Consider the following 14834-nt stretch of genomic DNA (forward strand, 5'->3'; position numbering starts at 1 on the left):
GTCGAAATGGGCTTAATTAGCGCATAAAAGGCTTCGACTTTCATGCCTTCGGCAGACTGGCTGCTCAGCCTGACAAGAAACTTACTTTTCGGACAGCCTCTTCTTTTTCTTACCTGGTTCCTCCACTGTCTGTATCACCGTAGGGACAAACTTGTTTTTAGTGAATATCTGCTCATTTGCCCAATCTACCAAGATTTTTTCATAAGCAATTGGCAGTATTACCTCACCGGATTCATTGATGATGCCCGTAAGTCCATCTTTTTGGGCAATTATAAAATTCTTCCGCTCCCTACGCAATCCCTCAAACTCTACGGGAAGCACCTGTGCCCCTTCATTGTTGAGTAATCCGGTTTTTCCTCCTTGCTCTACGATAAAAAAACCATCATTTGTTCGAAGGATATTATCGTATCCTTCAGAATTGATAGGTGATCCGAATGCGTTCAGTAGGAAATATTTGCTATTGGACTTGGCCACAGCGAAGCCTTTCTGAAACGCTTTTATTTCTTCCCAATTAGCGTCGGAGATAAGTTCTCCTGAAGAATTGACCAATCCCCAGTTTATGCCATTCCGATAGGCTGCTATATTTTCTGAAAACAAGGTAGTCTCAGCATATTGAGGGGAGATGACCCACTCTCCGGCTGGGTTTAAGAAACCATAAGCTCCTTTTGAAAGAGCTGGGAATAGACCCTCTGAACCTTGTTTGATGCTTTCTACTTCCGCCACTGGCTTTACCAACCAGCCTTTTTTGCCCAATAGCCCTACTTTGGCATCCCTAAAATAAACATTGTATAAGTCCTTGCCTATTTTATTGACAGCGGTCATACCTACCTCATCGAGCAAAATCCCATCATCTTCCATGACCCTTCGTAGTTTGCCATGGATATACTCCAGCATAATATCATTTTCAAATGTGATTTTGTGAAAGGAATTGTACCGGATGTTTGATTTGATGTCATTTCCTTCTATCAGCAGGTACTGGTCCTGATTGTGTCCAAAATAAAAATTGCCGTGGGTATGCCGCAAAGTCTCTATGATGGGATCCAATACGTAGTCGCCTTCTCTGTTGATCAAACCATACCCGCTAGGTTCCTTTGCCAGAACAAATTCACCATTATTGTCAGACAGCAGTTCGAATGTTTTGTCAGGATTTGAAGATAGGGGCATGGAATATTCATTCCCTTTTCGGATGATAAGCAAACCGGTATTGGTAATTCTGGCCTCATCCAATTCGCCCAAATAGGTCGTTTTGTTTTTACCGCGCAGGAATACCCAATATTCATTTCCCTTATTTGCCAGGAGCATGTTGAAATAGGTGTCTATTTTCTCATATTCCATGGGTAATACCTGCTGCCCATATTCATGATATGCTCCTATGCCTTTAGGGCCTTTGACCAGGATCCATGGTTCCAAGTACTGGTAAATCTGTGTGCCTTCCAGTGTGACAGCTGGTCTAAGATCATTTGATAGTAAAGAGACCGCTGAGTCTGTTTTTCCTATTCTCACAGTTTCACTGAGTAGATCTATTTCATCATATATAAGTCGGGATTGAAGTTGAAAATTGGTGTTATATACCTCCCATGATTGGGAATTGACATCTTCGATAGAACAAAAAGTAAGAAGGGTGCCTACGAGCATGGCGAGGTTTTTATTCATGGAGGTTGAATTTTAGTGTTAAATGTTTTATTGGGTGTGACCTTCCGGACTTTGTGGCACTATAAGTCCACTTGTACAGATTTAAGTCGTTCAGAATGGCTTTAAAGGTAAAATGACCAAAGGTTTGATTCAATCCTTTGGTCATTTTTTTATTAGAGTTGATGGAGGTATTTACTCAGTTTTCACTTTTTCCAGGTCAAAAAGGTCTGAGATCATCTGGATCATCTCCTCAGCCTGATCACGCTGACAGGCTGCCCGAAGCTGTACCACCGGTACTTTGAGGATTTTCTGCATCATGCTCTTTGTGATCTTGTCGATCACGGCATACTCTTTTTTATCTGCGTTTTTGGCAAATCTTGCCATTTCTTCCTGCCGGATTTGCTCCAGTGATTGTTTGAGTTTATTGATGGTCGGAGAGGCTATCATCTCTTTTTTCCAATCAAAAAACTCTTTTATGCTTTCTTCGATGATTTCTTCCACCTTTGGCACTGATGCCAAACGTTTTTCCAGCGTTTCAGATGCTTTGCTCCGGATATTATCCACATTATACAGGATGACCCCCGGCACATCTTCCACGGAAGTTTCTATACTTCTTGGGACAGAAAGATCCACTAGCAGCTTGTAGCTGTTGATAGGAAATTTTTTAACGAGTTCCTTAGTGATGAATGGTTCGGAACGTTGTATAGAACATACAACTACATCCGCCTCTTCCATAGCACTGATGCAGTTCTCAAAAGGAACCATCTCAAAGCCCATTTCCGAGGCAATGACCTCCGCTTTAGAAATAGTCCGGTTGGTGATTTTTACCTTCGCAGTAGGGATATGTACCATGTTTTTGGCTACATCTTCACCTATTTCCCCAACGCCTATCAATAGGATTCTCGGCTCAAAGGTATTCAGTGTCAGGCTTTCGATCAGTTCAATAGCCGCATAGGACAAAGAAGCAGCTCCGTCCCTGAATGCGGTTTCCTGAACAATTCTCTTGTTAGTAAAGAAAACCGTGTGCATCAGGCGATGTAGGAACGGTCCTGTCATGTCCAGGTCCGCAGATGCCTGATACGCTCTTTTTACCTGATTGGAAATCTGGATATCTCCCACGACCTGTGCTTCCAGTCCCATGGAAACCCGAAACAGATGTCTGATTGCTTGCCTATCATCATTGAAAAGCTCGAAATACTCCAAGTAATTAACAATATCGGCAATGCCTTTTTCTAAACCGATCATTTTGATCACCTCGGTACTTATGTCTTGGTCGTGGCTGTAATATACTTCAGTCCTGTTGCAGGTGGAAAGAATAAGCGCATCATTAAGGCTGAAAAAGTCCTTGAGTTTCAGTAAGATGCTGTGTATGGCCTGCTCGTCCAAAGAGATGATTTCCCGGATTTGAACTGGTGCGTTTTTATGTGATAAACTGAGTGCTCTAAATTTGACTTGCATCATGCTTAAGCTTGTACCGCAAATTTAACAGACAAAGACACGGGAAGTGTCCATTTTAGGATGTGATCTGGTAATTTGTAATTTGTCTAAATAGTGTGTTGGTTTGAGGATACAATAGTATGAATAATTGATTTCTTAATTCAATACTATTAACTTATGGCTAATTGATAGATTCTATCACATTCTATCACCTTTTTCGTCAGCTTATGAAAGCTAGATTTTTCTATTGGCTAAAAACCCACTTAGGTTTCTCGGGCAAGGAATCACGGGGATTTGTGCTCTTGGTACCAGTCTTATTGCTTTTGGTGGCGGCTAAGGTTGCTTTGAAAGAAATCAGAATCAACAAAGCCAAAAATTTTCACCTGCATTATCTCTCCAAAATAGACAGCCTAGAGTCCGCGGGAGTGGCACTGATAAGTTCTCCGTATCCTGTGTTCAATCCCCAGGACACCAGTGCAACTAAGCCAATTAGTAAAAAACTGGACAACCTCAATAAAATCCCTTTTGCCGAAGCCGATTCTGTCACCTTGCAGATTGTGCCGGGAATTGGGCAAAGTATTGCGGGTAGGATCATTAGATTCAAGGAAAGCATGGGGGGATTACATAGCAGGAGCCAGCTCAATGAAGTGTATGGCCTGAAACCGGAGACAGTTGAAGCTATGTGGGACTATTTTGATTTTGTTCCGGATATATTCAGAAAAATCCCTGTCAATAAAGCAGATGTGAAGGAATTGGCCCAACACCCCTATATCGGTTATTCCGAATCGAAAGTAATAGTGGCGTTCCGTAACCAGCACGGCGAGTTTAGCTCTGCTGAGGATTTTACAGCTATTAAAATTTTCAAACAAGACTGGATAAATAAAATTTCACCTTACCTGGATTTTCAATAGTTGGAGGATTCGCTTTTCCCAAATGCCGATTTTCCCCATCTTTGATCCATGGATTCCAATTTGGATCAGATTCAACTACCCCAGCTTAATTTACCGCATTACACACCAAAGTTATTCCAGAGGGAGGGGAAGCTCTGGATTTTTGATGTGCTTCGCAAAAAACAACTTGTCCTCACTCCTGAAGAGTGGGTGCGGCAGCATTGGATTAGTTTCCTAAGTACACAGCTGAAGTTTCCCAAAGGACTTTTCGCACTGGAAAAGGGACTTGTTTACAATAAACTTGTAAAACGTACCGATTTGGTAGTGTGGGACAAAAGCGGAAAACCCTACCTGCTGATTGAGTGTAAAGCCCCCAAAGTGAAGCTTACGCAAAAGACAATAGAACAAGCCTGCATGTATCACAAGAAGCTGAACTGCCCATTTCTGATAATAAGCAATGGATTGCAGCATATTTGTTTGAGTTTTGATGCGAAAGCAGGAAAGTTTACCCAGGAGAAATCATTTCCCGAACCGCCACTTTAGATGAAGTGTTGTAAATTTGGAACTTAAGATGCTTAGTTAACTCATTAGATACACCTCGGTAATATGACAAAAACAACTTCAAACCACCCATGCGATCTCTGCAGTAGCCGTAAGTTGTCCATGTTTTCTGATCTTACTGTTGAACAGGCCTGTAATATTGCGGACAATAAAAATATGATTTCCCATCGTAAGGGTCAGATTATATACTATGAAGAAGCGAAGCCACTGGGGGTTTTTTGTATAAATGAAGGGGTGGTTAAAGTCTTTAAAACGGCTTCCAATGGTAAAGACCAAATTATCCATTTAGCCAAAAAAGGAGATTTGCTAGGGTACTCCGCGCTTTTGGGCGAAGAGAATTATACCAATTCAGCGATGGTAATCGAAGATGCCAAGATCTGTTTTATCCCGAAGGAGACTTTTTTGAAAGCGCTGGTGAATAACGGACAATTTTTCAAAAGGCTTACCAAGGCACTTAGCCAAAACATAGGAGTGATGGAGGAGAAACTTGTGGATGCTTCGCAGAAAAGTATCCGGGAGCGATTGGCATATCTTCTTTTGCAGCTGGCCAATTCCTATGGCTTGGACGGTGGTGAGCCCCAGCAGATTAATCTGGTGCTCAGCAGAGAAGAGGTTGCCAGCCTGATCGGTACTGCTACCGAGTCTGTAATCAGGCTTTTGTCAGAGTTTAAGAAGGATGGGCTTATAGAGTTGAAAGGCAAGAAAATCTATATTTTGGATAGGAAGGGGTTGGTCAAGCTTTCGGATTTTTATGCGTAGCGTGAACTTAGTCGCTTTTTTTGGGTTAGGGTAATTATGAGGTTTTGCGCCCTTCGTTTTCTACATTGCATGGTTATCTTTTCCCTGGTTTCCCTATTGGTGCTATTGGGCAATCAGGTTTCTGCCCAATCGCTTGCCTACAAAGCTTTACTCTCCACTCTTTACGATTCAGATTTTCCAGTAGTAAAGTCATCGCAGCTTACAGACTTGACCAAGTATCAGATCTTGGACACCCGGGAAAAGGAGGAGTTTGAAGTCAGTCATCTGCAAGATGCCAAATGGGTGGGGTACGAAACATTCTCATTACAAAGTGTAGGTGAATTGGATAAAAATCAACCGGTTTTGGTTTATTGTACAGTTGGAGCTCGATCTCAGGAAATCGGCAAAAAGCTGAAAGAAGCAGGCTTCAAGGAAGTTTACAACCTCTATGGCGGACTGATTGAATGGGTAAATGAAGAAAAACCGATTTTTCATGGAGACTCATTAACCAATCATGTACATACTTATTCTCGTTCGTGGGGTATTTGGCTTACCAAAGGCGAAAAAGTTTATTAACAGGTATTTTGGTCTTGTATCTGACCAATTCTTAATTCTCTACATCTTTACTTGGCCACTGATCGTAAATCAGTTCAAAACACCTACTCATGCAAAAAAATAAAATCAATATTATCATCTTCTTATGTATTATTCTTTTCAGTTGCCAAAGCTCGGTTCCCGGTATGGCAGGTACCACTCCACCAAGTCATAAGTCCTGGAATGAATTGCTCAAGGCAAATGTGAATGCCGATGGAAAAGTGAATTATAAAGGATTTATCAAAGAAAAAGCTAAGCTCGAGGCCTATTTGAAGAGCATCAGCGAAAACGCCCCCGACCGTAACACCTGGTCAAAGGGTGAGCAATTGGCCTATTGGATCAATGCATATAATGCCTACACAGTGAAATTGATCGTGGATAATTATCCGGTAGAGAGCATCAGGGATTTAGGTCCTAAATTGAAAATCCCACTGATCAAAGACGTGTGGCATTACAGGTTTTTCCAGATTGGAGGTCAGGAATCCAGCTTGGATGAAATTGAGCATTCTATTTTGAGAAAGGAATTTGAAGAACCACGAATTCACTTTGCCATCAATTGTGCATCGGTTTCCTGCCCGCCTCTGCTTAATGAAGCCTTCGAAGCGGCTACTATTGATGCCCAATTAGATAAGGTTGCCAAATCGTTTATTAATGATCCTTCAAGGAATGAAATCAGTCCAGACGCTGTACAGGTATCATCTATTTTCTCCTGGTTCAAAGGAGACTTTACTAAAAAGGGAACTTTAATTGATTTTTTGAATAAGTACAGTGCGACCAAAATTAATGCAAAAGCAAAGGTTTCCTTTTTGGATTATGATTGGAATTTGAATGAATAGATTCAGGTTTTTGGTACATTTCCAGTGAGACAAAAATTATCCCCTCCCCAATGAGTTCAACTCGCCATGTAGTCATCATCGGCAACGGCATAGCAGGAGTGACCTGCGCCAGACAGCTTCGGAAGCTGGATGATGCAGTCAGGATTTCTGTGATTTCAGGTGAATCCAAGTACTTTTTCTCTAGAACAGCACTGATGTATGTTTTCATGGGGCATATGAAATTTGAGCATACCCAGCCTTATGAGAATTGGTTTTGGGAGAAAAACAGGATAGAGCTGAAAGAAGCCTGGGTCAGATCCATAGACTTTTCTGCCAAAACCCTTCATTTCAAATCAGGTGACAATATGAGCTATGATGAGCTGGTAATTGCCACTGGTTCCAAACCGAATAAATTTGGCTGGCCAGGTGAAGATCTGCAAGGGGTACAAGGACTGTATTCCAAGCAGGATTTGGAGATGATGTATGAAAACACCAGAGCTGTGCAAAGAGCGGTGATCGTGGGCGGGGGCCTTATCGGGATAGAAATGGCGGAAATGCTGGCCTACAAGAAAATCCCGGTGACTTTCCTCGTTAGGGAATCAGGATTTTGGAGGAATGTGCTTCCCAAGGAAGAGTCCGAACTTGTGGGCAGGCATATATTGGAACATCATATCGATCTAAGGCTGAATGAAGAGTTGGATGAAATTCTAGCTGATCCCAATGGCCGCGTCCAAGCCGTACGAACTAAATCTGGAGAGGTAATTCAATGTCAGTTTGTAGGGCTCACAGCTGGGGTTTCCCCGAGCATAGATTTTCTTCGAAACACTGAATTGGAGGTCTCCCGTGGCGTGAAAGTTGATTTTGGTTTTAAGACCAATATTCCCGATGTTTTTGCCATCGGCGATTGTGCGGAATTCCATGAAGCTCCGGCGGCAGACCGAAAACAAGTGGAACAAGTTTGGTACACGGGAAGAATGCATGGGGAGTCGCTTGGATTTATTTTGGCAGGCCATGAAGTGACTTACCAACCCGGTATTTGGTTCAATTCGGCCAAATTTCTGGATATAGAATATCAAACTTATGGTACGGTACCTACGAGATGGGACAAGGGAAAAATCACTTCATTTTATTGGGAGGATGATGGAGGCAAAGTTGCTTTTCGCATGTTGATGGATAGGGAGGGAAGAATCCTTGGAATTAATAATCTCGGCTTCCGTCTGAGACATGAGTTTTTTGATCAGGCAATCCGGGAAAAATGGGATGGAGCTAAAGTGATCTCGAAATTGGATAAAGCCAATTTCGATCCTGAGTTTTTTGCGCCATACTATATAGAAATCCAAAAGATGTTCAAGAATCAATTCGGAGGAGAATTCAAGGTTTCCAAGAAGACATTTATCCAAAAAATATTCGGAGCAAGGGTATGAAGGTAGTTCAAAGTTTAGGTATTCTGTTGTTTTTGGTGGGCTTAACGGTTTTTTCCATGATGCCTTTTTTGGGAAGTTATATGCTTACTGAGGAGTTGGTTTTGCAGAATACAAAGGATATCCATCAGGAGAGAATGAGTGAAATTCTGGCTCCAATGTATGGAGAAACCTATTCATCAAACTTCTCTTTTATAGCTGCTTTCAATGATTATTTTGATTCTAGCAATGATGTTCTAAAGGAAGAATCAAAATGGGAGGATGTAATCTGGGATGATTACAGTTTTGTGCTGGCAAAAAGCTCGATCAGTAGTCCTGTCCGTGATAATCCCTGGCTTTTCTTTGGTTTATCCATAGGTCTTGCCGTACTGGGAGGCTTGTTTTACAATCTGCCAAAACACAGAGATGAGCCTGCAGGAATCAAAAACAACGGTATATACCATTCTTCGATGAAAAACCGTGGGTGGATGGGGATGATCACAGGAGCGTATCTGATTATTTTCTACATTATCTTGTATTGGTTCCCGGCTTATATTGTGAACCAAGTCTGGATGGTGAATCCTCTCAGCATAATCCTGAGTGGTAACCCTGCCAGCCAATGGTTTCTTTATGGGACGATTTATACTCTGGCGATAGCCGTGATGGGCGTGAGGATGTTCAGAAAATATAAGGGCAATAAATACCAGCAGCTACGTACGGCATCAGTGATGTTTTTCCAGACAGCCTTTGCGTTTTTGATTCCCGAGATCCTGGTATTGCTGAATCAGCCGTATTATGACTTTAAAAATATCTGGCCACTGGATTACGATTTCTTCTATGATTATCAGGTTGAAACCTTCATCAGTGCAGGTGGAGTAGGGATGTTTATGTTGATATGGGGGATCTTGCTCATCATTATAGCGGTTCCGGTCTTTACCTATTTCTATGGGAAAAGGTGGTATTGCTCCTGGGTGTGTGGATGTGGAGGATTGGCCGAAACTGTCGGGGACCCTTACAGACAGCTTTCTGACAAATCCTTAAAAGCTTGGAAATACGAGCGGGTGATAGTCCACAGTGTCCTTGTTTTGGCGGTGGTAATGACAGCCGTAACCATCGCCAATTATTTTTCAGGGTTTGCGCTTTTGGGGAATGTCACAGACCAATTACATTCGTTTTATGGTTTTGCGATTGGGTCGGTGTTTGCAGGCGTGGTCGGTACGGGTTTTTATCCATTTATGGGCAATAGGGTTTGGTGTAGATTTGGCTGCCCGTTGGCTGCTTATCTGGGAATAGTCCAGCGATTCAAATCCAGGTTCAGGATCACCACCAACGGTGGTCAGTGCATATCCTGTGGCAACTGCTCCACCTATTGCGAAATGGGAATAGACGTGCGTTGGTATGCGCAGCGGGGGCAGGAAATCGTGAGAGCCAGCTGTGTAGGATGTGGGGTGTGTTCGGCAGTTTGTCCACGTGGGGTACTGAAACTGGAAAATGGACCAGAGGAAAACCGGATCAATGAAATGCCGATAATCATTGGAAATGATTCCATCAAGGTAAAAGTGTAAATGATCTTATTATATATTTTGATTGGGATATATGTCCTGGGAATGCTGTTCGTTTTCGTTTACAGCCTCGCTCAAGGCCATTTGCTTTTGAGATTTTTAAGTGCCAAAAAATCTCTGGGAAAAGTAGCTCATCCTGAGCCCGAATCCTGGCCGAAAGTGACTATACAACTCCCTGTATTCAATGAACTTTATGTTGTGGATCGGTTAATCACGGCTATCGCCAGCATGAACTATCCTACTGATCTGCTTGAAATCCAAGTGTTGGACGACAGCACGGACCACACAGCCGAGTTGATCCAAAAGAAAATTCTGGATTTTCCGGATGTCACATTCAAATACATTCATCGTTCTGACAGGTCAGGTTTTAAAGCCGGTGCATTGAAAGAAGGTTTGGCTAGAGCCAGCGGAGAATTTATAGCGATATTTGATGCGGATTTTGTCCCTGACCCTGATTTTTTGTTAAAAACTATTCCTTTTTTCTCTTCAGCAAAAATCGGAATGGTACAGACACGATGGACACACTTAAATAAAAACTATTCTTTATTGACCCGATTGCAGGCTTTTGCCTTGGATGCTCATTTTCTGATTGAGCAGATCGGCAGAAACAGCCAGCATGCTTTTATCAATTTCAATGGGACTGGAGGGCTCTGGAGAAAGTCATGTATTATCGATGCGGGAGACTGGCAAGACGATACTTTGACAGAGGATTTGGATCTTAGTTACCGCGCACAGCGCAAGGGTTGGGAGTTCATCTATAGACCGGAGATTGAATCCCCTGCAGAACTTCCGCCGATTATGTCAGCGGTCAAGTCCCAGCAGTTCCGTTGGACGAAAGGTGGAGCCGAATGTGCGAGAAAGCATGCAAAGGCAGTTTTGAGAGGGGATTTTTCGCTCTCTACTAAATTTCACGCCATGGCCCATTTGTTCAATAGCAGCATTTTCATCGCCATCTTGCTTGTCAGCCTAAGTAGCATAGGCGTTTGGTATGCGGGCACGCAGGGAATGATATCAGCTAATCTATACAAACTAGCAGGACTATTTATGATAGGATTCGTCGTCATCGCTGGTGTATATTTGGTTTCTTATTTCTACGAAAAAAGGAGTTTCTGGCGCAGCTTGCTTCAGGCTATGTATATGTTGCCATTGTTTCTTTCAGTCTCTATGGGCTTAGCCTTGCACAATGCACAGGCTGTTTGGGAAGGGCTTTCAGGAAGAAAATCACCATTTATACGTACACCCAAATTCAATCTGGAGGGAGGTTCCGGATTGGAAAGCAATCCCTATATAAAATTTAAAATTCCGGCGACAACCTGGATGGAAGGAGTCTTAATGCTGGTCTTTTCAGTCATGGTGGGGCTGCATATTTACTTACACTCCTTCGCTATGTTACCTTTTCATTTGATGCTGGCCGTGGGCTATGGACTGGTTTTCTTCTCTTCATTTAAAGCTTACAGTTTAGGTAAATAACAATTCATGCATACCCCCCCAATTATCGATGTAATCATCCCCGCCTACAATGAGGAGAAATCCATTCCCAAAGTAATCGGGGAAATTCCCTCCGTAGTCAGAAATGTGGTGGTAGCAAATAACAACTCTACAGACAGAACAGGAGAAGTAGCGGAAGCTGCCGGGGCAAAAGTGGTTTTCGAACCTCAAAAGGGCTATGGAAAAGCTTGTCTGACCGCGATGGGTTGGATAAAAAAACAGGATATCCAACCGGATATTGTGGTCTTTTTGGATGGAGACTATAGCGATTTTCCTGAGGAATTACTGGATTTGATCCAACCGATATTAGCTGGTAAAGCAGAAATGGTAATAGGATCCCGGGCATTGGGTAAGCGGGAATCGGGCTCCATGACTTTTCCCCAGGTCTTTGGGAATTGGTTGGCAACCACCATGATGAAGTATATGCAGGGAGCTGAATTTTCTGATTTAGGACCGTTTCGGGCCATTGTTTGGTCAAGGTTGTTGGACTTGAATATGGTCGATCAGAACTTTGGTTGGACGATTGAAATGCAGATCAAAGCACATAAGGCGGGACTGCGCTATACGGAAGTACCGGTGAATTACAGAAAGAGAATTGGGGTGTCCAAGGTAAGTGGCACGGTGAAAGGAGTTTTTGGGGCTGGATACAAGATTATTTATACGATATTCAAGTATTGGTGAGTTTTTAGACTTTAGTAGCAAGACATAAGTATCAAGACATGAGACTTGATTTTTAAACCTCCAACTTGATTTTAGTAATTTCAGTCCTATGAAAAATTTATTCAATTTAGGTCTAATCCTGTTCATAATCTCCTCCTGCGATCCCACTGGCCGAAAAGCAATCGACGAAGAGCAGTTTGCGTCGCGTTGGTATCAGGGTAAGGCTGAGATCAATGTATTTGACCTTAAGCAAATGCGATATGGTGAAGAACGGGATGGAAAGGCAGTAATGATCTTTGTGACAGAGGATTTTTCAAAGCGTAAGCAGGTCAAGCTAGATGATCCTTCCCGAGCCGGAAAAGACGCAATGAAAGTAATGAAGCTGAATATGACCCGTGAATTTATGACGGGAGTATATCCGTATAATACGATGCTTTCGGTGTTCACACCGGTCTATACTGACCTGAATTCTCCAAAAATCACCGCCTCTGTGACCGAATGGTGCGGGCAGTCTTTTGTGCAGATGAATTCAAGAAACAGTAAGTATCAAGTCAAACTGTTCTCGTATTTCGAGTCAGAAGGCGATCAGGAGTTGTCCATAAGCGCTATGGCTGAAGATGAGATTTTCAATTTGATCAGACTGAACCCCGATCTGGTTCCCACGGGTCACTTGAAATTAATCCCCAGTTTGATTTATAACCGATTTACCCACCATCCTTTGGGGGCAGAAAGTGCCAACATCAGGAAACGTAAGACGGGATCCAATCAGGCTGAAATGGAAGTCGAATATGGGGAAATCGGCAGGAAATTACTGATCAGATATATGGACGCTTTTCCCTATGAAATCATTTCTTGGCAAGAAGTCCAAACCAAAGAAGATGGCACGGTAGAGATTACTTCTGCAGTCCGCACCAACGTAGAAATGATTGATTATTGGAAGAGAAATGGGCTTCAGGATGAGTCCATCCGGAAAGACTTAGGACTTTGAGCAGGGAGTTTCACAAGTTTCTGATAGCCGCGGTCTGTTTGCTTATGGGAGCTGGGTTTTTTATCATGGCTTATTTTGTGCCGAGAGAGGAGTTTTGGTTGACCCTGGCTTTATTTTCAATGCTTTTTGCAGGAATGCTGGCTGTTTGTTTTTTGGATAAAGCACCAAAGTGGGGATGGATTTTTATCCTGGGGTTGTTTATTCGACTTTCACTTTCAGTAGCTGTTCCAAAATGGTCGGACGATTACCCACGGTTTCTCTGGGATGGTGAATTGCTGAAAATGAACGAGAACCCTTATTCTGAAACTCCTGCCCAATGGCTTAAGGATCATCCCGAAATGGCAAATCCCTATCTTGGGAATCTTTATCAATTGATGAATTCCCCATTTTATTTCTCAGTTTACCCTCCCGTGAATCAGGGGATTTTTTTCACCGCTGCCAGGTTAGGGGATTTTAGCTTGCAGCAGGGGATTTTAGTATTGCGTGTGATTTTAATCCTAGGGGAAATAGGAGTGTTCTTTCTGCTTCTAAAGCTTTTTGGTCATTTTCAAATACCTGGAAAAAGACTGATTCTCTACTGGCTGAATCCTTTGGTGATCATGGAGATTACAGGGAATCTTCATTTTGAAGGCCTTGTCCTACTCTTTTTGCTTGGCAGTTTGTATGCCTTTAGCAAGGATAAAAATTTACTTTCGGGAGGATTTTGGGGACTTTCCGTAGGGATAAAACTGCTACCACTAATGCTGATGCCCACTTTCTTTGCATTTATAAAAACCAGGAGGCGCATCGCTTTCTGGACAGGTTCGACCATTGCTGTCATCTTAAGTTTTGGATGGCTTTTAATAGATTATTCTTGGGTTCATTTTTTTCAAAGCCTGAAACTCTACCAAGGAAAATTCGAATTCAATGCATCGGTGTATTATCTGCTTAGGGAGGTTGGGTTTTGGGTGAAAGGGTATAATACCATCGGAGAAACCACGCCAATTTTAAGTGGAATAACTTTGGTGGGGATTCTTTATTTTTCCTGGAAAAGGAAGCCACAAAACCTACTTCAGCTTATAGATCTCTGGGTGATAATCTACCTGTTTTATCTGATCTTACAGCCTGTTGTGCATCCTTGGTATCTTATTCCAGCTTATGGCTTAAGCTTATTTACGGATAAAAAAGCCTTCCTAATTTGGACTTTTGCGGTAATTTTTTCGTACCAAGCCTATAGTGATCCTGATTACCAGGAAAACCCTGTTTTCCTATTCATAGAATATATATTTCTCATCTCGGCGGTTTATTGGGATTATTCCAGCAAAGCCCCTAAATCAATTTTACCTACGCATGAATTATAGATTATCTCTGATTTTCTCTTTATCGTTTTTGATTTTTTCCTGTACCCCAAGTCCCGAAAAGCAGGCTCAAAAACTCATCGAAAGATCCATTGATGCACACCAGCTTTCTAAAAACTGGGAGGATGTTGCGGCTGTTAAATTCAAAAAGATGAGTCGCCAGATGGATGAAAATGGAGCTGTAGCAAGTGAGTCTGAGCAGTGGGTGGAATTTCGCCTTAAACCTTATTTTGAAGGGAAACTAACTTGGGAAAAGGACAGTGTTATTCATGTAGCCAATTTCAATGGAAGCAGGATGAGTTATCAGATGGGTGAGAATCCTATTCAGAATGAAGGCTTTTTAAAATCCAAAAGAGCGGAAATTGAGACTGCTTTTTTTGCTTTTGCCCAACCTTGGAATTTATCGGATGAAAGTTTTAATCTTGCCTACGAAGGAGTAAAGTCTGTGGGAGAAGGAAAAATTGCAGAATCTGTTCAGGTAGCTCATGGGCCGAATCTTGATTTTTCATGGATTTATTTTGACCCAAATTCCGGTAGAGTTGTCGCAAACCAAATCCAGGCCAAGGATCATAAAAGTCTGATCGAAACTGTTTCCTACGATGAGTCGAGCGGGATAGTGTTGGCAAAAGAACAGAAGAATTACAGAATTGATGATATTGGCAAAAAACTGTTTTTACAGGCAGATTATGTATATTCTGATTATCAAGTCACTTTTGAATAATTAACCTTTGA

Annotated in this window: 14 protein-coding genes; 12 read left to right on the top strand and 2 right to left on the bottom strand. The window is 42.2% G+C overall.

Annotation, left to right across the window (positions count from 1 at the left end; genetic code table 11):
- Positions 1-81: 81 nt before the first annotated feature.
- Positions 82-1653 carry a WG repeat-containing protein gene (locus tag LZF95_RS01005; RefSeq protein ID WP_233753122.1) on the bottom strand — a complete coding sequence of 524 codons (1572 nt, stop codon included), beginning with the start codon at positions 1651-1653 and terminating at the stop codon, positions 82-84.
- A 171-nt stretch (positions 1654-1824) separates the two neighbouring features.
- On the bottom strand, positions 1825-3090 hold the full coding sequence (hemA, locus tag LZF95_RS01010; RefSeq protein WP_233753154.1) for a glutamyl-tRNA reductase: 1266 nt from the start codon (positions 3088-3090) through the stop codon (positions 1825-1827).
- Positions 3091-3296: 206 nt separating this feature from the next.
- On the opposite strand from hemA, the gene LZF95_RS01015 reads away from it, so the two are divergent.
- From LZF95_RS01015 to LZF95_RS01070, 12 genes are all read left to right on the top strand, one after another.
- The gene (locus LZF95_RS01015; RefSeq protein ID WP_233753123.1) at positions 3297-3980 is read left to right on the top strand and encodes a helix-hairpin-helix domain-containing protein; all 684 of its coding nucleotides are present in this window, start codon (positions 3297-3299) and stop codon (positions 3978-3980) included.
- A 48-nt stretch (positions 3981-4028) separates the two neighbouring features.
- Positions 4029-4502: a type I restriction enzyme HsdR N-terminal domain-containing protein gene (locus LZF95_RS01020; protein WP_233753124.1), complete on the top strand. Its 474-nt coding sequence runs from the start codon at positions 4029-4031 to the stop codon at positions 4500-4502.
- Between the two features lie 63 nt (positions 4503-4565).
- Positions 4566-5279 (top strand): Crp/Fnr family transcriptional regulator, encoded by a 714-nt coding sequence (locus LZF95_RS01025; protein ID WP_233753125.1) that lies wholly within the window; start codon positions 4566-4568, stop codon positions 5277-5279.
- A gap of 69 nt (positions 5280-5348) precedes the next feature.
- Entirely contained in the window at positions 5349-5834 is a 486-nt protein-coding gene (locus tag LZF95_RS01030) for a rhodanese-like domain-containing protein (RefSeq protein WP_233753126.1), read from the top strand.
- 89 nt (positions 5835-5923) lie between these two features.
- A complete protein-coding gene (locus LZF95_RS01035) occupies positions 5924-6688 on the top strand; it encodes a DUF547 domain-containing protein (RefSeq protein WP_233753127.1) in 765 nt (254 codons plus the stop codon).
- A gap of 50 nt (positions 6689-6738) precedes the next feature.
- Complete coding sequence (locus LZF95_RS01040; RefSeq protein WP_233753128.1) at positions 6739-8091, top strand: NAD(P)/FAD-dependent oxidoreductase; 1353 nt, start codon at positions 6739-6741, stop codon at positions 8089-8091.
- The gene (locus tag LZF95_RS01045; protein ID WP_233753129.1) at positions 8088-9632 is read left to right on the top strand and encodes a 4Fe-4S binding protein; all 1545 of its coding nucleotides are present in this window, start codon (positions 8088-8090) and stop codon (positions 9630-9632) included. The genes LZF95_RS01040 and LZF95_RS01045 overlap by 4 nt, the downstream gene beginning before the upstream one ends.
- The gene (locus LZF95_RS01050) at positions 9633-11099 is read left to right on the top strand and encodes a cellulose synthase family protein (RefSeq protein ID WP_233753130.1); all 1467 of its coding nucleotides are present in this window, start codon (positions 9633-9635) and stop codon (positions 11097-11099) included.
- Between the two features lie 6 nt (positions 11100-11105).
- Positions 11106-11798, top strand: a complete 693-nt coding sequence (locus LZF95_RS01055) for a glycosyltransferase family 2 protein (RefSeq protein ID WP_233753131.1) — start codon at positions 11106-11108, stop codon at positions 11796-11798.
- 88 nt (positions 11799-11886) lie between these two features.
- Positions 11887-12765, top strand: coding sequence for a hypothetical protein (locus LZF95_RS01060; RefSeq protein ID WP_233753132.1), 879 nt, complete (start codon positions 11887-11889; stop codon positions 12763-12765).
- Positions 12762-14105, top strand: coding sequence for a glycosyltransferase 87 family protein (locus tag LZF95_RS01065; protein WP_233753133.1), 1344 nt, complete (start codon positions 12762-12764; stop codon positions 14103-14105). Before LZF95_RS01060 ends, LZF95_RS01065 begins: the two co-directional genes overlap by 4 nt.
- Positions 14095-14823, top strand: coding sequence for a hypothetical protein (locus LZF95_RS01070; RefSeq protein ID WP_233753134.1), 729 nt, complete (start codon positions 14095-14097; stop codon positions 14821-14823). Before LZF95_RS01065 ends, LZF95_RS01070 begins: the two co-directional genes overlap by 11 nt.
- The last annotated feature ends 11 nt before the right edge of the window (positions 14824-14834 follow it).

Origin of the sequence: Algoriphagus sp. AGSA1 (genome assembly GCF_021390545.1) — a bacterium.
Classification (GTDB): domain Bacteria; phylum Bacteroidota; class Bacteroidia; order Cytophagales; family Cyclobacteriaceae; genus Algoriphagus.